General features: G+C 70.0%; 13 protein-coding genes. 9 read left to right on the top strand and 4 right to left on the bottom strand.

What is annotated here, in order from left to right; all coding sequences use genetic code 11:
• Positions 1-164: 164 nt before the first annotated feature.
• Positions 165-1,208, bottom strand: coding sequence for a phospholipase D-like domain-containing protein (locus tag VFA06_RS11085; protein WP_324840397.1), 1,044 nt, complete (start codon positions 1,206-1,208; stop codon positions 165-167).
• A gap of 353 nt (positions 1,209-1,561) precedes the next feature.
• Between VFA06_RS11085 and VFA06_RS11080 the strand changes: the two genes are divergently transcribed.
• A complete protein-coding gene (locus VFA06_RS11080) occupies positions 1,562-3,181 on the top strand; it encodes a serine/threonine-protein kinase (protein WP_324840396.1) in 1,620 nt (539 codons plus the stop codon).
• 82 nt (positions 3,182-3,263) lie between these two features.
• On the opposite strand, the gene VFA06_RS11075 is transcribed toward VFA06_RS11080, so the two are convergent.
• Positions 3,264-4,724: a glycoside hydrolase family 16 protein gene (locus tag VFA06_RS11075; RefSeq protein ID WP_324840395.1), complete on the bottom strand. Its 1,461-nt coding sequence runs from the start codon at positions 4,722-4,724 to the stop codon at positions 3,264-3,266.
• A gap of 264 nt (positions 4,725-4,988) precedes the next feature.
• The gene (locus VFA06_RS11070; protein WP_324840394.1) at positions 4,989-6,284 is read right to left on the bottom strand and encodes a serine/threonine-protein kinase; all 1,296 of its coding nucleotides are present in this window, start codon (positions 6,282-6,284) and stop codon (positions 4,989-4,991) included.
• A 376-nt stretch (positions 6,285-6,660) separates the two neighbouring features.
• On the opposite strand from VFA06_RS11070, the gene VFA06_RS11065 reads away from it, so the two are divergent.
• Positions 6,661-8,025 carry a glycoside hydrolase family 6 protein gene (locus tag VFA06_RS11065; RefSeq protein ID WP_324840393.1) on the top strand — a complete coding sequence of 455 codons (1,365 nt, stop codon included), beginning with the start codon at positions 6,661-6,663 and terminating at the stop codon, positions 8,023-8,025.
• A 106-nt stretch (positions 8,026-8,131) separates the two neighbouring features.
• Here VFA06_RS11065 and VFA06_RS11060 read toward each other — a convergent pair whose 3' ends face one another.
• On the bottom strand, positions 8,132-11,173 hold the full coding sequence (locus tag VFA06_RS11060) for a glycoside hydrolase family 9 protein (protein ID WP_324840392.1): 3,042 nt from the start codon (positions 11,171-11,173) through the stop codon (positions 8,132-8,134).
• Between the two features lie 408 nt (positions 11,174-11,581).
• Between VFA06_RS11060 and VFA06_RS11055 the strand changes: the two genes are divergently transcribed.
• The 7 genes from VFA06_RS11055 to VFA06_RS11025 all read left to right on the top strand — a co-directional run bounded on the left by VFA06_RS11055 (position 11,582) and on the right by VFA06_RS11025 (position 20,173).
• The gene (locus VFA06_RS11055) at positions 11,582-11,914 is read left to right on the top strand and encodes a hypothetical protein (RefSeq protein ID WP_324840391.1); all 333 of its coding nucleotides are present in this window, start codon (positions 11,582-11,584) and stop codon (positions 11,912-11,914) included.
• Between the two features lie 34 nt (positions 11,915-11,948).
• Complete coding sequence (gene glgX / locus VFA06_RS11050; RefSeq protein WP_324840390.1) at positions 11,949-14,075, top strand: glycogen debranching protein GlgX; 2,127 nt, start codon at positions 11,949-11,951, stop codon at positions 14,073-14,075.
• Positions 14,065-16,602: a malto-oligosyltrehalose synthase gene (gene treY, locus VFA06_RS11045; RefSeq protein WP_324840389.1), complete on the top strand. Its 2,538-nt coding sequence runs from the start codon at positions 14,065-14,067 to the stop codon at positions 16,600-16,602. The genes glgX and treY overlap by 11 nt, the downstream gene beginning before the upstream one ends.
• Positions 16,603-16,681: 79 nt before the next feature.
• Complete coding sequence (gene treZ, locus VFA06_RS11040) at positions 16,682-18,478, top strand: malto-oligosyltrehalose trehalohydrolase (protein ID WP_324840388.1); 1,797 nt, start codon at positions 16,682-16,684, stop codon at positions 18,476-18,478.
• Between the two features lie 7 nt (positions 18,479-18,485).
• Positions 18,486-18,935 carry an SRPBCC family protein gene (locus tag VFA06_RS11035; RefSeq protein ID WP_324840387.1) on the top strand — a complete coding sequence of 150 codons (450 nt, stop codon included), beginning with the start codon at positions 18,486-18,488 and terminating at the stop codon, positions 18,933-18,935.
• Positions 18,936-19,136: 201 nt separating this feature from the next.
• On the top strand, positions 19,137-19,649 hold the full coding sequence (locus VFA06_RS11030; protein WP_324840386.1) for a hypothetical protein: 513 nt from the start codon (positions 19,137-19,139) through the stop codon (positions 19,647-19,649).
• Positions 19,650-19,798: 149 nt separating this feature from the next.
• On the top strand, positions 19,799-20,173 hold the full coding sequence (locus VFA06_RS11025) for a YciI family protein (protein ID WP_324840385.1): 375 nt from the start codon (positions 19,799-19,801) through the stop codon (positions 20,171-20,173).
• The last annotated feature ends 5 nt before the right edge of the window (positions 20,174-20,178 follow it).

Raw genomic sequence — 20,178 nt, 5'->3', positions numbered from 1 at the left:
TAAGAAGTAGCGTCGCCCCGGCGATACTTCTTACCCACGGCCTACAGCGATCTCGCCGGGCAGCAGCGCATCGACACCGGAACCGCACTTTTCGCGAAACGCGGCCTGCACGGGCGAATTCTGGAGGCCGTCGCCGCAACCGGATGAATATCCGCCGGCTGCGCTCACTGCGGCGCAGCGCCGGCGAAGTCGGAGGAGAACTGCGCGTCGATCGAGCGGCAGGCGTTCGCGTCGTCCAGCACGATGCCTAGCTCGCGGTTGCGGCTGAGCGAGGTCGAGGTGAGGTTCATCGAGCCGAGTTCCATGCGCGCGTCCGACTGGCCGGCGTCCGCGATGACCGCCTTGGCGTGGATGTAGAGGCCGGTGCTGGACGAATAACCGGAAACTTTTCCACCCGCCGCGAGGACTTTGGCTATTTCGCTTCGGTAGGAGGACGGCGATTCGACCATGACGCGCACCGCGACCCCTGCCTTCGCGCGGGCCGCGATGGCGTCGACCACCGAGCTGTCGCTGAATTCCTCGCCCTCCACGTCGAGGGTCTTGGTCGCGTGGTCGATCACGTCGAGAATGCGCGAGCGGGCCGTCGTCGGCGACCAGAGCAGGCCGTCGGCGTCGTCGGGGTTCGTACTTGCATGGCTGTAGTCGGCGTCGAATACGCTGACTACTGAGGCGACGTCGCGCGGGTCGGTGTCGAAGGCTCCGTAGTCGCGGCCGGTCGGATAGTAATTGGACGTCAGATTCCCGGTCAGGATCAGGGATTCGCGCTGGTCTACCGTGATCGTCTTCTGGTGTGTGTAGGCGAAGGACGGGGAGGACCAGACGACGCCGATTCCGGCCGCCTTGAGCGTGTCGTACGCGGCTTGGTCGGTGGATTTCTCGGCCTGGTCGAGGATGACGCGCACGTTGACGCCTGCCCTGTGCCTCGCGACCAGGTCGTTGACCGCGGTGGTGTCGGAGAGCTCGTACATGGTCATCTCGAGGCTCTTGGTCGCGGAATTGATGAAGTCGTCGATTCTCGGCTGCTCGGCGCCGTTGGAGAAAACGAACACGGTGGCGGAGCCGGAGTTCTGCGCCGGCGGGATCTGCCCGCTCGGCTGAGCACTGGCGCCCGGCTTCGTCTGCTGCTTGAACAGGTCACCGTGGCTGTTGAAGTAGGCGTATCCGGCCGCGATGGCGATGGCGGCGACCAGCGCCGTCTGAAAACGCATCGGGCGGCCGCGCGAACGACGGCTGCGGCTTCTTCCGTAACGGGTTCTGCTCCTGCGGCGCGCCACTGGCGAACACTCCTCGGGACCCTCGGCGCGGGCGGCGGCGCCGGCACAGGGCTCTGATGCTCTCGGGTGGTCGCCGCTCTAGTGCTCGCAAGGCCCCGGCTCAAACGCGTGATCTAGGCGGCGGCCGAACCTTTGTACCGGTTCTTCTCGTGCGCACGCTGCAGGTTGCGGACAATTTCGCAGGTAACACGGCTGGCGCGGGGACCGATTGATATAGTCGAAGCTCGACTTCGAAACCCCGGTACGTGAGGTGGGTTGTGCACGCTCCCCCCGGGATGTTCGATCCCATGCGCGACCAGGATCCCGTTCAGATCGGGCGCTACCGGCTGCGCGCCCGGCTCGGCGGCGGCGGCATGGGCGAGGTCTTCCTCTCCTTCGACGAGATCGGGCAGCCGGTGGCGGTGAAGGTGCTGCGCCGGGAATTCGCCGACGACCGCACGTTCCGCTCCCGGTTCGGCCACGAGGTGCGCGCGGCCCGGCAGGTGTCCGGGCCCGGGATCGCCCCGCTGCTGGACGCCGACCCGGATGCCGAGGCGCCGTGGCTGGCCACCGAGTACGTCGCCGGGCCGACGCTGGCCGACGCGGTCGAACTGTACGGGCCGCTGCCGGTGTCCGCGGTCATCGTGCTGATGTCCGGCATCGCGGCCTCCTTGCAGGCCATCCACGAGACCGGGATCGTGCACCGCGACCTCAAGCCGGCGAACGTGGTGCTCGGCGCGGACGGCCTGCGCGTGATCGACTTCGGGATCGCGCGCGCCGCCGACGCCACGCCGCTCACCCTCACCGGCATGATGATCGGCTCGCCGCAGTACGTCGCGCCGGAACAGGTCCTCGGCGAGCCGCCGGCGCCGGCCGGGGACGTCTTCTCGCTCGGCGCACTGGCGCACTACGCGGCCACCGGGCGGCCCGCGTTCGGCGAGGGCCCGAAGTTCGGGGTGGTCTACCGGATCGTCAACGAGCGCCCGGACCTGGCCGGCTGCCCGCGCCAGATCAGGTCCCTCGTCGAGTCCTGCCTCGCGAAGAACCCGGCCGACCGGCCCACCACGGCCGAGATCCTGGAGACGTGCACTCCCGACGAGCCGCCGGGCAGCGCGGCGGACTGGCTGCCCGAACCGGTCGTCTTCGCCATCGGTTCGTACCGCGCCGCGCTCGCCGAGCTCACCGCGGGAGGTATCGGCGACCCGGTCGACGCCGTCGAGGGACCTTCCACACACATAGGGCAGCGGGCCGACAGACCTGATTACAATCGCCACTCTCCGCGGCGACAGCGCATCCTCATCGGAATCGCCGCGGCGCTCGCCGTCGTCGGCACGGCCGCGGGCGTCGCCCTCCTCGTCTCACCGAGTGGCAGTCCGTCCACCACGCTCGCCTCCGGCTCCTCGTCATCGAGCGCGGACCAGCGCTGTCCTGCGCCGCCGCGCAGTAGTCAGGCCACGCAGCAGTCCGACGGCGGCCTGCCACCAGGACCCGGGCCCGGCGAGGGCGTCCCTCCGCCGGGATGCGACGGCCACCCGCCGCCGCCGGTGGACGCCGTGGTGTGGAGCGGGAACATCAAGTTCACCGACCTCGGCATGTGGCTCGACCCGAGGCCGCCAGCGCCCGCCACCGGCGAGATCCACGGGGACATCCGCGAGGCGTCCCCGGCGCCGGCGGCCGAGGTCACCAGCAACAGCCCGCACGTGCAGAACCTCGCCCTGTGGACGGGCACCGGCACTCCCACCGGCACCCAGTGCCGCGACTTCGCGTTCACGCACGGGACCTGGCAGCTGCAGCACGTCTCGGTCGGCGAGATCATCTGCGCGCTGACCGCCTACCGGCAGGTCGCCGTGCTGCGGATCACCGGCTTCCCGACGGACGATTCCGGGGTCACCGCGGCCGCCACCGTGTGGGGCGCCGGCGGGCAGTGACCCCGGCTCCGTGCCGGTTCAGCCGGCCACTTGGTCAACAGGTCAACAGGTCAGCAGGGCAGCTGGTCAATGAGCCCATTGCTCAGCTGGTCGGGAAGTTGAAGTAGTGCAGGCTGACGAACGGCGGATTGCCTCCGGCGCCGGACTGGAACTCCAGGTACACATTGTGCGTGCCGGTGGTCTTGGCGATGTTCGCCGGGATGGTCCGCCAGCTCGACCAGCCGCCGGTGTTGCCGACCGCGAAGTTGCCGATCGGCGCGTTGGCGGGATTGTCGAGCACCACGTTCACCAGGCCGCTGACGCCGCCCGCGGCCCCGGAGGCGACCCTGGCGTCGAACTGGGTCGAACCGGTGCTGCCGAAGTTGACGTTGTTGTATTCCAGATACTCGCCGTTGGTCAGCTGCGGTACCTGGTTGCCGTCGACGCCGGACGGATTGGTGTCGCCGCTCGCCGCGCTCACCGTCACCGCGCCCTGCGCCGCGTTGTAGCAGTCCGCTGAGATGTTCGACGTGGCCGTGGTGGTGCAGGAGGTTCCGCCGCCGCTGCCGCCGGTGGACGACGGGCTGGCCGAGGGCGAGGCGGAGGGCGAGGAGGTCGAACCGCTGGTCTGGTAGACCGCTACGTAGTCCACGCTCATCCCGGCCCCGGAGCTGGTGGCCGAATTCGGCGAGGTGCAGCCGCAGATCGCGTTGGGGTACGCGCCGCCGATCGCCACGTTCAGGATGATGAAGAAGCCGTGGTCGACGGCGTTGGCCCAGGTGGTCGCGTCCATCTGGCTCTGATTGACGGTCAGCTGCAGCGCGCCGTCGGTGTAGAAGCGCAGCTGCTCGGCGCCGGCCGTGCGCCGGTCCACGATCACCGAGTACGTGTGGTAACCGGTCTGGCAGCCGCTACAGGCGAGCAGGCCGCTGCCGATGCCGGTGGTCTCGTTGCACGGGCCGCCGGGGTCCACGCCGCAGTGCAGCGTGTGCGAGACCTCGCTCAGGGCGTTGACGTCCTCCATGACGTCGAGTTCGCCGATGCTCGGCCAGTTGGTCGCGCCCACCGGCCGCGCGGCCGCGCCCAGCGCCCAGAACGCCGGCCAGTAGCCGACACCGGCGGCCGGGTTCGGCTGCTCGATCGAGGCGGTGATCTCCATTTCGCCGCCGGCCGGGGCGGCGAAGTCGGTGCGCTGGGTCTCCACCCGGCCCGAGGTCCACGAGCCGCCGCTCTGAATCGGCTTGATCACCAGGTGGCCCGCGCCGTCCTGGTAGACGTTCGCGGTGGAGTTGGTCTCGCTCTCCACCTCGCCGGTGCCCCAGTTCGCGGCGCCGCCCGGATAGCTGGTGCCGAGGTCGTAGAGCCAGTTGGCGGTGTTCAGGCCGGTCCCGGCAGCCCCGTTGAAGTCGTCGCTGAACACGGTGGTCCAGCCGGAGGGCGGGGCGGGCACGGCGGCCGAAGCGGCGCCGGGCAACACCAGCACCGCGGTGGCCGCGGCGATCGGGGCGAGCGCGGCGGCGATGGCCAGGGCGACGCGGCGGCGTCTGAGTGCAGGTCGAAGCATCCTTGCTCCTGCGCGAGAGATAAGCACTGCGGGTGGGTGGGGGTGACGCCGCGGGCCGGACGCGCAGCGGTGCGTGGCCGGCCTGACCGCGACGTGATTTCACGCCGCCGGGTGGGTTCTGCGATGGCGGCGCGTACGGAGGTTCCGGAAACGTTTCCGGAACAGGCAACTGGGAGTATGCGACCTGTTTTCCCGCGCGTCAACAGGTGGCGGTGAGGCGGCTGTTCGCCGGGCGCGAAAATTACATCCCCGAGGCGGGCGTGATCAGTCGTGGCCCTTGTGCTTGCCGTGCGCCGGCCCGCCACCGTCCCCCGCGTCGCCTCCGCCCGCGCCGCCCTTCTTCGCGGGCGCGCCGCCCTTCGGCTGAACCGGGACGGAGTGCGCCACGGGAGCGGACGAGTGACTCGGCGGTACGACGGCCGAGACCACGTGCGCGGAGCCGGGACCGGTGGAGGTCGGGCTGGCCGAATGCGTGATCGTGTTCGGCTGCGTCGTACCAGCAGCGGCCTGGTTGCCGAATCCCGCCACGAGCCACGCGGTGCAGCCGACCGTCGCCATCGTCGCTACCGATGCGGCGGCGACCACTGCCTTCGCCTGCCGTCCCACGCGCTGCCCGGCACCGGTCCGCAGCATGGATACCAGAGCCTTGCCACGCTCGGCGGCGGGGAAGCGCTGCGGCCAGAGCCGCTCCGGGTGCTCGACGTCGAGCGCGCGCAGCTCCGCCGCGGCCGCCGCACCGGAGGGCGGCCGGTCCGCCGGATCACGCGCCATCAGGCGCAAGCACAGCTCGGCGACCGGCGGCGGTATGTCGGCGGGCAGCGGCGCCGCACGGCCGTCGGCGTGCGCGCACAGCACCGCGATCGGTTCGCTGGCCTCGAAGGGCAGACGCCCGGAAAGCAGCTGGTAGAACAGCACCCCGAGCGAGTAGAGATCGGCGGCCGGGCTGTCGGGCGCGCCGGAGATGCGCTCGGGCGCGAGGTAGGCGATGGTGCCGACGATGTTCCCCGTCATCGTCTCGGTTTCGATATCCACCGCGTCCTGCGCGCGGGGATTGCGGCTGGGCGCCGGACGAGTGCGTGCGGCGATGCCGAAGTCGACGATCTTGATGTCCTGCGCCGGGCTGCCGTCCTGCGCCGCGCCCCGGGACCCGGTGAGCATGATGTTGGACGGCTTCACGTCGCGGTGCACGACCCCTGCGCGGTGCGCGGCGTGCAGTGCCTCCGCGCACTCGGCGACGATCCACACCGCCTCGGCCAGCGGCAGCCGGCCCTCACGCTTGATCCGCGCGGACAGGCTCTCGCCGTGCACCAGCTCCATCACGATGAACGAGCCGTCGTCGGTCTCGAAGTAGTCGTAGACCCTGGCCAACCGACGTTCCGTCAGACTGCCGATGACCATCGCCTCGCGCCGCAGCCGCCGCTCGGCCGAACCGCGCCCCGCCCCGGCGCGGTCGGTCAGCTTGATCGCCACCTGCCGGCCCAGCACCAGATCCCGCGCCCGCCACACGCTGCCCATGCCGCCGCGCCCGAGCCGGGCCTCGAGCAGATACCGATCGACCAACGTCGTACCGTCAGTAGCCCACACTATTTCTCACCAACTCCGGCCCGATTCCGGCCCTCCTCTTTGCCACTCGGGCCGGATGCATTCGTGACGGGCCGGAAATGAAACTTTCACGGCGAGCCGGATCGCTCGCCTGGGCGCGCCGGCCGGGTGCGGCTGGTCGCGCGGGAAGCGGCCGAAATCGCTGTCTGAGCGCTCAATCATCCGGCGTTGACTTGCCGCGGCCAGTGCGTAGCTTCAGGCCGCTACCTAGTTCGAACCGCCTTTCGGCCGCCGTTGGACACGCACGCGCGCCGACCGCGTGCGGTGCCGATCGCGCGAACGCACCGCCGACAGGCCGTCCGGTCTTCATCCATTTGTTCAAAGGGGAGTCGTCTTGTTCCCACGAACTGGCCGCCGCGCGTGGCACGGGCTCACCGCCCTCGCGCTGGGCGCCGCGAGCGTGGCCGCCGCACCAGGGCTCGCCGCCGCCGACACCACGGTTTCGGCCTCGACCGCAGTCCCGTCGTCCGCGTCCGGGCACAGCCTGTCGGCGGACACCCGGTTCTTCATCCCGCCGCCTTCCGCAGGCGCCGTCACGCAGATCAAGCAGCTGCTGCGCGACGGAGACTGGCGGGACGCCGCGCTGCTGGCCCGGATGGCCACCACGCCGCAGGCCGTCTGGTTCACCAGCGGCACGCCCGCGGACGTCCAGAAGCAGGCGCACGACACGATCCGGCAGGCAGCGCTGCAGCGCGCGGTGCCGGTCCTGGTCGCCTACGACATCCCGGGCCGCGACTGTTCGCAGTACTCCGCGGGCGGTGCGCTTGACCAGGCCGCCTATCAGGCCTGGATCGACGGTCTGGCCGCCGGGATCGGCCACGCGCGGGCCGTGGTGATCCTGGAGCCGGACGCGCTGGGCAACATGCCGTCCAACTGCGGCCTGCCCTCCACCACCTATCCCTTCACCGACGCCGAGCGCATCGCCGAGATCGACTACGCGGTGACGGCTCTGGAGAAGGACCCCGGCGCCAGCGTGTACCTCGACGGCACGCACAGCGCGTGGCAGTCGGTCGGCACCATGGCGCAACGGCTGCTGGCCGGGGACGTGCAGCAGGCGCAGGGCTTCTTCCTCAACGTCTCCAACTACCAGGCGGACCCGCAGCTGCTCGACTACGGCACCTGGATCTCGGACTGCATCGCCATGGTCACCGATCCGAACAACTGGTCCTACAACCAGCCGAGCAACTGCGCGAGCCAGTACTACCCGGCGAACCCGAACGACTTCAGCACCTGGAACCTGACGACCCAGTGGTACGCGCAGAACATGGGCGACGCGGTGGCCAGCACGCACTTCGTCATCGACACCAGCCGCAACGGCAAGGGCCCGAACAACATGCAGGCCTACGCCGCCGCGCCGTACAACCAGCCGGCCAGCGTGGTCTCCAAGCTGGCCGCCGGCAACTGGTGCAACCCGCCCGCGTCGGGGCTCGGACTGCGCCCGACCGCGCGGACCGGCGTCCCGCTGCTGGACGCGTACCTGTGGGTGAAGATCCCGGGCCAGTCGGACGGTCAGTGCGACGCGGCGGGCGGTGTGCGCGCGTGGGACTACACCGCGTACACGCAGCCGGGCTGGCCGACCGACGCGGCGAGCCAGCAGCTCTTCGACCCGCTGTGGGGCCTGAACGACCCGGCCGCGGGCGCGTGGTTCCCGCAGCAGGCGCTGCAGCTGGCTCAGGAGGCTCAGCCGGCGCTGTTCTAACGCCGCGCCGCAGGTAAGAACTCTGTACCCCGCGTGAAGGTACAACCTCGAGGGCCGCTCCCGACGCTGGTCGGGAACGGCCCTCGTGTGGGTTATCGGAGAGGGACTACGGACATCCGGCGCCGTTCACGGTGAACGAGGTCGGCGATGCATCGCTGTTGGTGTAACTGCCGGTGAAGCCGAAGTTCACCGAGCTTCCGGGAGCGATCGTCCCGTTGTAGGAGAGGTTGGTCGCGGTGACTTGCTCTCCGGTCTGCGTGTATCCGGCGCTCCATATCTGGCCGATCTTCTGGTCGCCGGGGAAGGTCCACGTGATCGTCCAGCCGTTGATGGCCGCGCTGCCGTTGTTGGCGATCGTGACCGAGGCCTGGAAGCCGCCGGGCCAACTGCTGACCAGGGTGTAGGTCGCGACGCACTTCCCGCCGCCCGAACCGGTCGAGCTGGCGGAAGGCGACGCGGACGGGGACGGGCTGGCCGACGGGGACTGCGAGGGCGAGGCCGACGGGCTGGCTGACGCGGAAGCGGTCGGGCTGGCGCTGGCCGAGGCGCTCGGCGAGGGGCTGGCCCCGGACGCGAGCGTGGTGAACGCCGCCGCCTGCAGTACCGGCGAGATCCGGCCCGCCGCGTCGAGCGCGGCCACTTCGTATGCGTATTCGGTCCCGGCGGCCAGGCCGGTGAGCGAGTACGAAGTCGCCGTCGCGGCCGTGGTGGCGACCAGCTTCGGCGTCGGCGAGAGCTGATACACGTCGTACCCGGACACCGCGCTGCTGCCCGGCGTCGAGGCGGACCAGGTCAGCGTCGCGCCGCTGCTGCCGACCGAGGAGGCCAGCAGCGTGCCCGGAGCCGAGGGCGCGGTGCTCGCCGAGGCCGTCAGCGAGGTGTTGCCGGAGGTGATGAACTGCGCGACGTTCGAGGCCGCCGAGCTCTCGCCCTGCGTGTCGACGGCCGTGACGAAGTAGCCGTAGGGCGCGGTGCGGTTCGGGTTGAGACCGGTCACCTTGTACGAGGTCGTCGACGCGTTGACGGTCGCGACCAGGGTGCCGGCCGAGGTGTACACGTCATACCCGGCCAGCGCGTTGCCGCCTGCGGTCGACGCCGTCCAGCTGAGCGTCGCGCCGGTCGAGGTGACGGCGCCCGCAGTCAGCGCCCCGGGCGTGCCGGGCCGCGTCGTGCTGCTCGGCGCGCTGCCCCATACCAGCGTGTTGCCGGAGTAGAGCGGGATGTCCCCGACGGTGACCGGTGTGGCGTTGGTCGTGGTCGGGATGCCTTGGAAGGACCAGTCCTCGGCCGGGTTGTGCGCGGCGGGGAAGGTCAGCCTGAACTGCACCTGCGCCTGGTAGTCGATGTTGGTGTAGTCGGCCTCGCCGTCCGGTTCGAGGTCGAGGTTCGAGCAGGAGATCGTGATGTAGTAGGTGCTGCCGGAGTACTGCGTCGGCGCGCTGGGCGCCTGGCACTGGTTGTACGAGGACTGCAACGTGACCTGGGAGGCGGATTCGCCGGCGTCGAGCGTGAAGTAGTAGCGGAAGCTGGCGTTCGGCATCGGCCTGGCCGGCCAGGCCGACTGGTTGTTGATCAGTGCCTTGATCTCGATGAAGTTCGAGCCCTGGTTGTTGATCGCGGCCTGGATGTACTCCTGCGGGCCGTCCGGAAGCTCGGCCTTCGGGAAGTTGGCGGCTACCGTGCCGCCGTACTGCTGGGTGAGCCTGGCCAGCGCGCCGGAGAACAGCGCGTTGTAGTCCAGCGCTCCTTCAGTGTACTGATACTGCGTGCGGTCGTCGGTGAACGCGTCGTTCGCGCTCGTCGGGCCGCCGACCAGCAGGCCGTAGGCCAGGTGCCGGGTCTGCGCCGGGGTGCTCAGGTTGTTGGACCACGGGTCGTGCGCGGTGGAGTGGTGCGGGAACTGCGGCCATTTGCTGTTGGCGCCGCCGTTGGTGAAGCCGACCTCGTAGCTCTCGTGGTTGGGGTTGTCGCCGAGGATGTAGTTGATCTGTCCGACGGCGAAGCTGTGGTAGGTGGCGGCGCGGGTCGCGTCGAGGCCGTTCGAGGTCAGATAGTCGCTGAATTCGAGGGCTGCGAACGCGGCGTTGGCGGAGTACCGCAGCGAGCCCCACTGGTCCAGGAAGGCCTCGCCGCCGGGCGAGTAGCTGACCTTCGAGCCGTTCACGCCGGTGGTCCACCAGTCCAGGAAGCGCTCGGCGTCGCCGACGTACTGCGCCTGGCCGGTGAGCTCGGCCAGCAGGATGTAGTCGGCGTAGCTGACGTCGTCCCAGTTGATCGTCCAGCTGTACTCGTGCAGCGTGGACTGGCTGGCCAGCGGCAGGTTCGCGTAGTCGGTCTCGGCGGTGTTCAGCCAGCTGGCGGTTCCGGTCGCGCGATACAGCCAGATGGCGCCCTGCACGATCTCGTCCCAGTAGCCGCTGTACGAGGTGTAGTAGCTTTGCGCGCCGGTAATGCAGTCGCTGTACTTGCCGCGGTAGTTGTTCGCGAAGCTCCACAGGCTCTGCGCCTGGGTGACCAGCTGCGCGGAGTACTTCGGGTCTGCGGTCTTGAACGCGACCGAGGAGGCGGCCAGCGCGGAGGCAGCTTCACCGGCCAGGTCGGCGCCCGCGCAGGAGGCGGTGATGGCGTAGGAGGGCCGGGTGTTCGGGTTGGTCTCGGCCGGGCCCCAGTAGGAGTGGTCGGTGCTCGCGTCGCCGACCTGGCCGTAGAAGGTGGTCGGTCCGGTGAAGGCGGAGAGGATGTAGTCGTCGCCCCAGCGCAGGTTGGACAGCGCCGCCTGGGTCTGGCCGGCCGCGGCGTAGCCCTGGCCGTAATCGACCAGTCCCCACGCGAGCATGGTCATCGAGTAGGCCTCGGGCAGGCCGAACTTCACCAGGTCGCCGGCGTCGTGGTAGCCGCCGGTGAGGTTGACGCCGTGGTCCGCGCCGTCGGACAGGTCGGAGTCGCCGCGCCAGTCCACCGGGTTGTCCGGCGGCAGCTGCCCGGAGCGCTGGATGTCGTAGAACAGCATCGAGTCCTGCAGTGCCTCGGCGTAGTCGAACTCGCCGTTCGTCGAGAGGGCGCGCGCGGAGGGCACCAGCGCCAGCGCGGTGACCGCGGCCGTGGCGGTGGCGGTGACCCCGGCGACCAGGGTGCGCAGCAGCGGCACGCGGCGAGAGCCGATCCGGACCGTCCGGCCGGGCCCCGCCCGCCTGGATCCGGCCGCGATTCTGTGCCGCCCCGACATATGTGCTCGCATGACTCCTCCGACCGCCGTCACCGGCTCGCTCACCGCGCCTAGCGCGCGGCCGTGCCGCCGTGAGAGTCACGAACCCGGTTTCGTACGTCAACGGCGGTATGCCGATCCCACTCCAGGCGGATATCCCGGCAGGCCTGCTCATCAGCGGCGTTCGCGTCCCCGGCGCGGCGCGCGGCCGCGGCGCGCCGGGAAAGTTGCACGCCGCCGAGACCGTTTCCGCCGCGCCGGCCCGGGTATGCGGCTTCACCTTCTCGGCGTGGCCCATCGAGCCGCAGCTCCACGGGAACAGCCGAGCGACAGGACGGAGCACAAGCGCCCATGGTCGGCACCATCGGCAAGGACACCCTCGTCCTCACCTCGACCACCGATCCGCCCGGACTGAGCGTTTCCGGCGTACTGGACCTATCCGACGTCGACGCCTTCGCCCGCGCCCTCGACCAGGCCGCCGCGCGCGTGCAGGGCAACGTCTCGGTGAACCTCGGCGGACTGCGCGCCGCCTGCCCCGAAGGCCTGCTCGCGATGGTCCGCGCGGCCCGCCGGCTCGCCGCGCAGGACCGCAAGCTGATCGCCCGCTCGTTGGCGGTCCCCCAGCGCCAGCTGCTCAAGCTGGCCGGCTGGGACCGTACGCCCGGCCTCGTGGTCGCCGAATAGCCAACCCGAGAACGAGGGAAAGGGGGGCTTCGGCGTGACTCAGATCTGGCCGGGCTTCGGTTATCCGCTCGGCGCCGTCTACGACGGCGCGGGCACCAATTTCGCGGTCTTCTCCGAGACGGCGGACCGTGTCGAGCTGTGCCTTTTCGACGACAAGGGCGAGGAGGAACGCGTCCGGCTGCGCGAGGTGGACGCCTTCGTGCACCACGCCTACCTGCCGGGGGTCGGCCCCGGCCAGCGCTACGGCTACCGGATGCACGGACCGCACCGGCCCCGCGCCGGCCTGCGCTTCAACTCGAACAAGCTGCTGCTCGACCCGTACGCGCGCGCCTTCGACGGCGAGGTGGAGTGGAACGAGGCGCTGTTCGGCTACCGCTTCGGCCATCCCGACTCGCGCAACGACGCGGACTCGGCGCCGTACACGATGCGCTCGGTCGTGGTGAATCCGTACTTCGACTGGGACGGCGGCATGGGCTACGAGCGCAGGCCGCGCACGCCGTACCACGAGACGGTCATCTACGAGGCCCACGTGAAGGGCCTGACGATGCGCCACCCGGACATCCCCGAGGAGCTGCGCGGCACTTACGCGGGACTCGGGCATCCGGTCATCGTCGACCACCTGCTCGCGCTCGGGGTCACCGCCGTGGAGCTGATGCCAGTGCACCAGTTCGTGCACGACGAGCGGCTGGTGTCCTCCGGATTGCGCAATTACTGGGGCTATAACACCATCGGTTTCTTCGCCCCGCACAACGGCTACGCGGCCACCGGGCGGCGCGGCGAACAGGTACAGGAGTTCAAGGCGATGGTGCGCTCGCTGCACCAGGCCGGCATCGAAGTCATCCTCGACGTGGTCTACAACCACACCGCCGAGGGCAACCACCTGGGCCCGACCCTCTCCTTCCGCGGCATCGACAACGCGGCTTACTACCGGCTGGCGGAGAACGACCGGCGTTACTACGTGGACACCACCGGCACCGGCAACAGCCTGCTGATGCGCCATCCGCACGTGCTGCAGCTGATCATGGACTCGCTGCGGTACTGGGTCACCGAGATGCACGTCGACGGCTTCCGCTTCGACCTGGCCGCGACGCTGGCCCGGCAGTTCCACGAGGTGGACCGGCTCTCCGCCTTCTTCGACCTGGTGCAGCAGGACCCGGTGGTCTCCCGGGTCAAGCTGATCGCCGAGCCCTGGGACCTGGGCGAGGGCGGCTACCAGGTGGGCGGCTTCCCGCCGCTGTGGACCGAGTGGAACGGCCGCTACCGGGACACCGTGCGCGACTTCTGGCGCGGCGAGCCGGCCACCCTGGCCGAGTTCGCCTCCCGGCTGACCGGCTCCTCCGACCTGTACCAGGACGACGGCCGGCGGCCGATCGCCTCGATCAACTTCGTGACCGCGCACGACGGGTTCACGCTGCACGACCTGGTCTCCTACAACGACAAGCACAACGAGGCCAACGGCGAGGACAACCGGGACGGCGAGTCGCACAACCGCTCCTGGAACTGCGGGACCGAGGGCCCGACCGAGGACCTGGAGGTGCTGGCGCTGCGGGAGCGGCAGAAGCGCAACTTCATCGCCACGCTGCTGCTGTCCCAGGGCGTGCCGATGATCCTGCACGGCGACGAGCTCGGCCGCACCCAGCACGGCAACAACAACGCCTACTGCCAGGACAACGAGCTGAGCTGGGTGGACTGGGAAGGGGCGCGCGAGCACGAGACGCTGCTTGAGTTCACCCGGAAGGTGGCCAAGCTGCGGGCGGCGCACCCGGTCTTTCGCCGCCGCCGGTTCTTCCAGGGCGGGATCCTCAAGCACACCGGCAGCACCCTGCCGGACATCCAGTGGTTTACGCCGTTCGGCGTGGTGATGACGGCGCGTCATTGGGAGACCGGCTACGCCAAGACGATGACCGTGTTCCTCAACGGCAACGCCATCGCAGAACCAGACACGCGCGGCGAGCAGGTGCGCGACGATTCCTTCCTGCTGCTGTTCAACGCGCATCACGAGCCGCTGCCGTTTACGCTGCCGCCTGTGGACTATGGCGAGCTTTGGGAGAGCGTGCTGGACACCGCGATGCCGGTATACAGCGACCGGCCGCTGCTCAAGCCCGGCTCGACCACGATGATCGAGTCTCGCTCGGTGACGGTGCTGCGACGTGTCAGCTGACAGCACGACATTCGGCAATAGCGCGACACCGGTCAGCACGTATCGGCTACAGCTGTCTCCGGCGTTCACGTTCAACGACGCGGTAGCCGTGGTGCCTTACCTGCATCGGCTCGGCGTTACGCATGCGTACCTTTCGCCGATCCTCCAGGCCGCGCCCGGCTCAACGCACGGTTATGACGTGGTCGACCACACCACGATCAACACCGAGCTGGGCGGCGAGGAGGGCCTGCGCCGCCTGGTCGCCGAGCTGCACCGGCACGGCATGGGCGCCATCGCGGACATCGTGCCGAACCACATGGGGATGCCGGTGCCCGAGTCGGGCAACCGGGCGCTGTGGTCGGTGCTGCGCGACGGCTCCGACTCGCCGTTCGCCAGCTGGTTCGACATCGACTGGTCAGCACAGGGCGGTGCGGTGCTGCTGCCGGTGCTCGGCCACCGCATCGGCGAGTGCCTGCATGCCGGCGAGCTGAAGATCGATCCGGCCGGCGACCCGGCAGTGCCCGAATCCGCGCCGGTGCTGCGCTACTACGACCACGTGTTCCCGCTGCGTCCGGGTACCGAGAAACTTCCGCTGGCCGAGCTGGTGACGGCGCAGCACTACCGGCTCGCATACTGGCGGGTGGCGGTGGAGGAGCCCGGATATCGCCGCTTCTTCGACATCAGTACCCTCATCGCGCTGCGGGTGGAGGATCCGGCGGTCTTCGACGCGACGCACCGGCTGCTGCTCGACCTGCTGGAGCACGGCGTGCTCGACGGGCTGCGCATCGACCACGTGGACGGGCTGGCCGACCCGCGCGGCTACCTGCGCCGGCTCGCGGCGGCCGCTCCGGGCAAATGGATCGTCGCGGAGAAGATCCTCGCTCCGGACGAGACCATGCCCGAGGACTGGCCGTGCGCGGGCAGCACCGGATACGACGCGCTGCGGGCCCTGACCGCGGTGCTCACCGACGCCGCCGGCGCATCCCGGCTCACTGCGCTGCACGCCGGGCTGACCAACATGCCGGAGGACTTCGCCGCGGTGGTCGCGCAGTCCAAGGCGCACGTGCTGGACCAGGTGCTCCACGCCGAACTCGACCGGCTCACCGAACTGCTCGCCGCGATCTGCCGCACCGACATCGACCTCTACGACCACACGCACTCCGCGCTGCGCGATTCGGCCATGGCGCTGCTCGCCGCGTTGCCCGTGTACCGCGCGTACGTCGTGCCCGGCGAACCGGCACCCGCCGAGTCGATCAAGCTGCTGGAGGCCGCGGCTGCGCAGGCCGCTGCGACGCTGCCCGAGGACCGGTACGACACGCTCGCCGTGGTGCGGGACCTGGCACTCGGCCGGATCGGGCCGCGCGATCAACTGCGCGACGAGTTCCAGGTCAGGTTCCAACAGGTCTGCGGCGCGGTCGCGGCCAAGGGTGTGGAGGACACCGCGACGTACCGCTGGAGCGCGCTGCCGATGGCCGCGGACGTGGGCGCCGACCCGGCCAGCCCGGCCCTCTCCCCCGCCGATTTCCATCTGTTCTGCGCGCTGCGCCAGACGCGGCACCCGACCGCGATGACCACGCTGAGCACGCACGACACCAAGCGTTCCGAGGACGTGCGCGCCCGCCTCGCGGTGCTGTCCGAGCTGCCGGAGGAGTGGGCGGCGGCAGTGGCCGGCTGGCAGGCGCGCGCGGACGAACTCGCCCGCGCCAGCGCTTCCGAAGATCTGGCCGCGAGCGACGAACAATACCCTGACGCTGAGCTTAAATACCTGCTCTGGCAAACCTTGGTCGCGTGCTGGCCGATCGGCGAAGACAGGCTGCTGCCTTACCTGGCGAAGGCGGTACGCGAGGCGAAGGTGCACACGTCGTGGACCGCGCCGAACGAGCCCTACGAGACGGCCGTGCTGGACTTCACCAGGCTGGTCTTGAACGACGAGGAGCTACGCGGCGAGATCGAGCGCTTCGCCGGGCGCGTGACGCAGTACGCCGCGGCGAACTGCCTCGCGCAGAAGCTGCTCCAGCTCACCATGACCGGCGTGCCCGACGTGTATCAGGGCTCAGAGATCGACTTCCAAGCACTGGTGGATCCGGACAACCGCCGCCCGGTCGACTTCTCCGGCCTGGCCTCACGCCTCGACGCCCTGAACGCCCTGGACGCCCTGGACGCGGGCGAATCGGTCACCACGGAGACGCTTTCGGACGCGAAGCTGCTGGTCGTCAGCCGTGCCCTCCGGTCGCGGCGCGACCATCCGCAGTGGTTCGGCGCCCGGGCGAATCAGACCCCGCTCTTCTCGACGGGACCGGCCGCCGACCACGTGCTCGCCTTTCTGCGCGGGGACCGGGTAGCCGCGATCGCTACCAGGCTGCCGGCGACCCTGGACCGGCTCGGCGGCTGGCGCGGCACGGCCCTCGCGCTTCCGGCCGGCACCTGGCGGTGCGCATTGACGGGGCAGACCTACGAGATGGGCAGCGCGCTCGGCGACGAGCTGCCGCTTGAGCGGCTTACCGCCGCGCTGCCGGTGGCCTTGCTGGTCCGGCAGGACGAGGAGTGATGTGTTCGAGCTATGACAGTGTTCGCGCTATGACGGTTACGAGCTGTGACGGTGTTCGAGCTATGACAGTGTTTGAGCTATGACACGGTTCGAGGTCTGGGCGCCGCACGCCAAGCAGGTTGACCTGCTCATCGACGACGATCGCCTAGCCATGACGCGCCGCTCCCCGCTACCGCCGCGCGGCCAGGACGACCCGGACGGGCCGACCGAGCACGACGGTTGGTGGGAACTCGACGCGCCGTCCGCCGGACCAGGCACCGACTACGCGTTCTCGCTCGACGGCGGCCCGGCTCGGCCCGACCCGCGCTCACCGCACCAGCCACACGGCGTGCACGGCCCGAGCCGTGTGGTCGATCCGCAGGGCTTCGCGTGGACCGACACGGCGTGGACCGGCCGCACGGCTCCCGGCTCGGTGATCTACGAGCTGCACATCGGCACGTTCACCCCGGAAGGCACGTTCGACGGCGCGATCGCGAGGCTCGACCACCTCGCGCAGCTCGGCGTGGACTACATCGAGCTGATGCCGGTCGCCGCATTCCCCGGCGATCACGGCTGGGGCTACGACGGCGTCGCACTCTGGGCGGTGCACGAGCCGTACGGCGGCCCCGCCGGACTGGCCCGCTTCGTCGACGCCTGTCACGCGCGCGGCATCGGCGTCCTGCTCGACGTCGTCTACAACCATCTCGGACCGAGCGGCAACTACCTCGCCGAATTCGGACCCTACTTCACCGAGAAGCACCACACGCCCTGGGGCGCCGCGGTCAATCTGGACGACGCCGGATCGGACGAGGTGCGCGCGTTCATCATCGGCAACGCCCTGCACTGGCTGCGCGACTACCACCTCGACGGCCTGCGGCTCGACGCGGTGCACGCGCTGGCCGACACCCGCGCCGTGCACATCCTCGAAGCGCTCGCGATCGAAGTCGACATCCTCGCCGCGCAACTAGGCCGGCGGCTGTTCCTGATCGCCGAGACGGACCTGAACGATCCGCGCATCATCACGCCGCGATCGCACAACGGCTACGGGGTCCACGCGCAGTGGGACGACGACTTCCATCACGCGCTGCACGCGTTGCTCACCGGAGAGCGCCACGGATACTACGCGGACTTCGGCTCGCTCGGCGGCCTGGCCAAAACCCTGACCGGCGCGTACTTCCACGACGGCGGCTGGTCCTCGTTCCGCGGCCGCAGCCACGGCCGCCCGGTGGACACCACCCTGCTCGGCGGCGACCGCTTCGTCGCCTTCCTCCAGGATCACGACCAGATCGGCAACCGCGCGACCGGCGACCGGATCACCGCGGCCCTCTCCCCCGCGCTGCTGCGCGTCGGCGCGGCGCTCCTGCTCACCGCTCCCTTCACGCCGATGCTGTTCATGGGCGAGGAGTGGGGCGCCGCGACGCCGTGGCAGTACTTCACCGACCATCAGGAGCCTGAGCTGGGGGCCGCGGTGCGCGACGGGCGCCGCCGCGAGTTCTCCCGGCACGGCTGGGACGCCGAATCGGTGCCCGATCCGCAGGACCCTGACACGTTCGCCCGCTCCAAGCTGGACTGGGCGGAAATCGCCGACGAAGGACACCGGGCGCTGCTGGACTGGTACCGGCGGCTGATCTCGCTGCGGCACAGCGAACCGGACCTGCACGATCCGCAGCTCGCGCAGGTGCGCGTCGCGTTCGACGAACGTGCGCGCTGGCTGGTCGTCACGCGCGGCGCGGTACGGATCGCGGTGAACCTCGCTTCCAGCGCTCAGACCGTCGACCTCGACGGACCGATCGAGTCCGTGCTGCTCGCCTCCGACGAGGCGGTCCGCGTCGAAGCGGCACACGACGGCGCGAGCCGGGTTCACCTTCCCGCCGAGTCCGTCGCCGTCGTGAGATGATCCGGTCATGGCCACCGCTCACCTCTCCGTCAGCGTGCTGGTGTCCGCCCCGGTGCAAGAGGTCTGGGACGCGACGACCGACTGGGAGCGGCAGAGCGGGTGGATGCTCGGGACCCGGGTCCGCGGCACCGCGCAGGGCGGGCGCGGGGTCGGCGGCGGGATCGAGGCGTGGACCGGCATCGGCCCGATCGGCTTCCTGGACACCATGGTGATCACGGCCTGGGAGCCGCCGCATCGCTGCCTAGTCGAGCACACCGGCCGGCTGCTCAAGGGCAGCGGGGCGTTCGAGGTGGCGGACGCCGGCGACGGTGTCAGCAGGCTGACCTGGACCGAGGACATCAAGCTGCCGCTCGGGGTGCTCGGCCGGATCGGCTGGCCGCTGGTGCGCCCGGTGGTCCGGCTCGGCATCGCGCACTCGCTCGGCAAGCTCGCCGCGGCGGTTTCACGTCGAGACTGATCGATCGCATTGCCCCATGCTGCTCGGGCGTGGCCGTGCGGTCCGCGCGTGGCCGAGCGTTGACACTAAGTCAGTGGTCTCCTACGATCCGCGCTGGCGGTTCGGGGTAAAAACCCTGACTCGTCACGCAATACCCTTACCCATGCGCGTTTGCACCCCTTGGTTCGCAATTTCTTCCTCGCTGCACCGAAGGAGTCGCTCATGACCGCACGTATGCGCGCGCTGATACCCACGCTCGCCGCACTCGCCCTGGCCGGGCTGGCCGCGCCGGCCGCCTCCGCCGACCCGGTTCAGGACCCGATCCCGGTCGGCCCGAACATGTACTTCACCGCCGCCGTCAACCCGCAGGCCGCCGCCACCGGCACGGCGCCCGTCATCAAGGTGATCTGCCCCGGCCCGTACCAGCCCGGACAGACCGGTCACCCGATCTCCGGCCAGTACGTCGAGGCGTACGCGGTCGTCCCGCCGACCTCGAGCCTCGTCGGCTACACCGGCTCGGCCGCCGACCAGATCGACGCGCTGTTCAGCGGCGCGGTCGCCTCCACCGTCAACCCGCCCGTCGCGATCAAGAACTTCTTCGTCGAGGTGCCCATCCCGACCACGCTGAACCTGCCCTGCGGCGGCACCGGCACCGTCTCGTTCGTGCCGATCCCGACCAGTCCCACCGCGCAGGGCTACGCGGTGAAGGTGTACTACGCGAACATCGCCGTCTGAGCCGCGCCCGGCTCGCGTCTCGGGGCCGGTCGGCCGAGAATCGGAGAAAAATCTCGGGCACCGGTGTCGATCCGGCCGCCGGCCGTTCGTATAGAGGGTGAAGGCCGGCCGGAAGGCGGCCGCCAACCCGAGACGACATGGAGCTTCCCATGAACAAGTACCTGCTCAGCATCTACACCCCCGAGGGCCCCGTGCCGCCGCCCGAGGTGCTCGGCCCGATCATGAAGGGCGTCGCCGACGTGATCCAGGAGGCCAAAGACGCCGGCGCGTGGGTGTTCAACGGCGGCCTGCACGCCCCGAGCACGGCCACGGTCCTGCGGCGCAAGGACGGCGAGGTCCTGATGACCGACGGCCCGTTCATCGAGGGCAAGGAGTACCTGGGCGGGTTCACCATCGTCCAGGCGGCCGACCTGGACGGGGCGCTGGAGTGGGGCCGCAAGCTGGCCCAGGTGATCGGCCTGCCGATCGAGGTGCGGCCGTTCGTCGACGACTCCGAGCGCTTCGACGAGCCGACCGGGCGCTGAGCGCG

This window comes from Actinocrinis sp. (genome assembly GCF_035653575.1).
Lineage (GTDB): Bacteria > Actinomycetota > Actinomycetes > Streptomycetales > Catenulisporaceae > Actinocrinis.
This window is presented reverse-complemented; position numbering and strand designations above follow the sequence as displayed.

Coding starts and splice junctions, on each gene's coding strand:
- VFA06_RS11085 (WP_324840397.1), bottom strand. CDS start 1,208: ATGCGTTTTCAGACGGCGCTGGTCGCCGCCATCGCCATCGCGGCCGGA.
- VFA06_RS11080 (WP_324840396.1), top strand. CDS start 1,562: ATGCGCGACCAGGATCCCGTTCAGATCGGGCGCTACCGGCTGCGCGCC.
- VFA06_RS11075 (WP_324840395.1), bottom strand. CDS start 4,724: ATGCTTCGACCTGCACTCAGACGCCGCCGCGTCGCCCTGGCCATCGCC.
- VFA06_RS11055 (WP_324840391.1), top strand. CDS start 11,582: ATGGTCGGCACCATCGGCAAGGACACCCTCGTCCTCACCTCGACCACC.
- treZ (WP_324840388.1), top strand. CDS start 16,682: ATGACACGGTTCGAGGTCTGGGCGCCGCACGCCAAGCAGGTTGACCTG.
- VFA06_RS11035 (WP_324840387.1), top strand. CDS start 18,486: ATGGCCACCGCTCACCTCTCCGTCAGCGTGCTGGTGTCCGCCCCGGTG.
- VFA06_RS11030 (WP_324840386.1), top strand. CDS start 19,137: ATGACCGCACGTATGCGCGCGCTGATACCCACGCTCGCCGCACTCGCC.
- VFA06_RS11025 (WP_324840385.1), top strand. CDS start 19,799: ATGAACAAGTACCTGCTCAGCATCTACACCCCCGAGGGCCCCGTGCCG.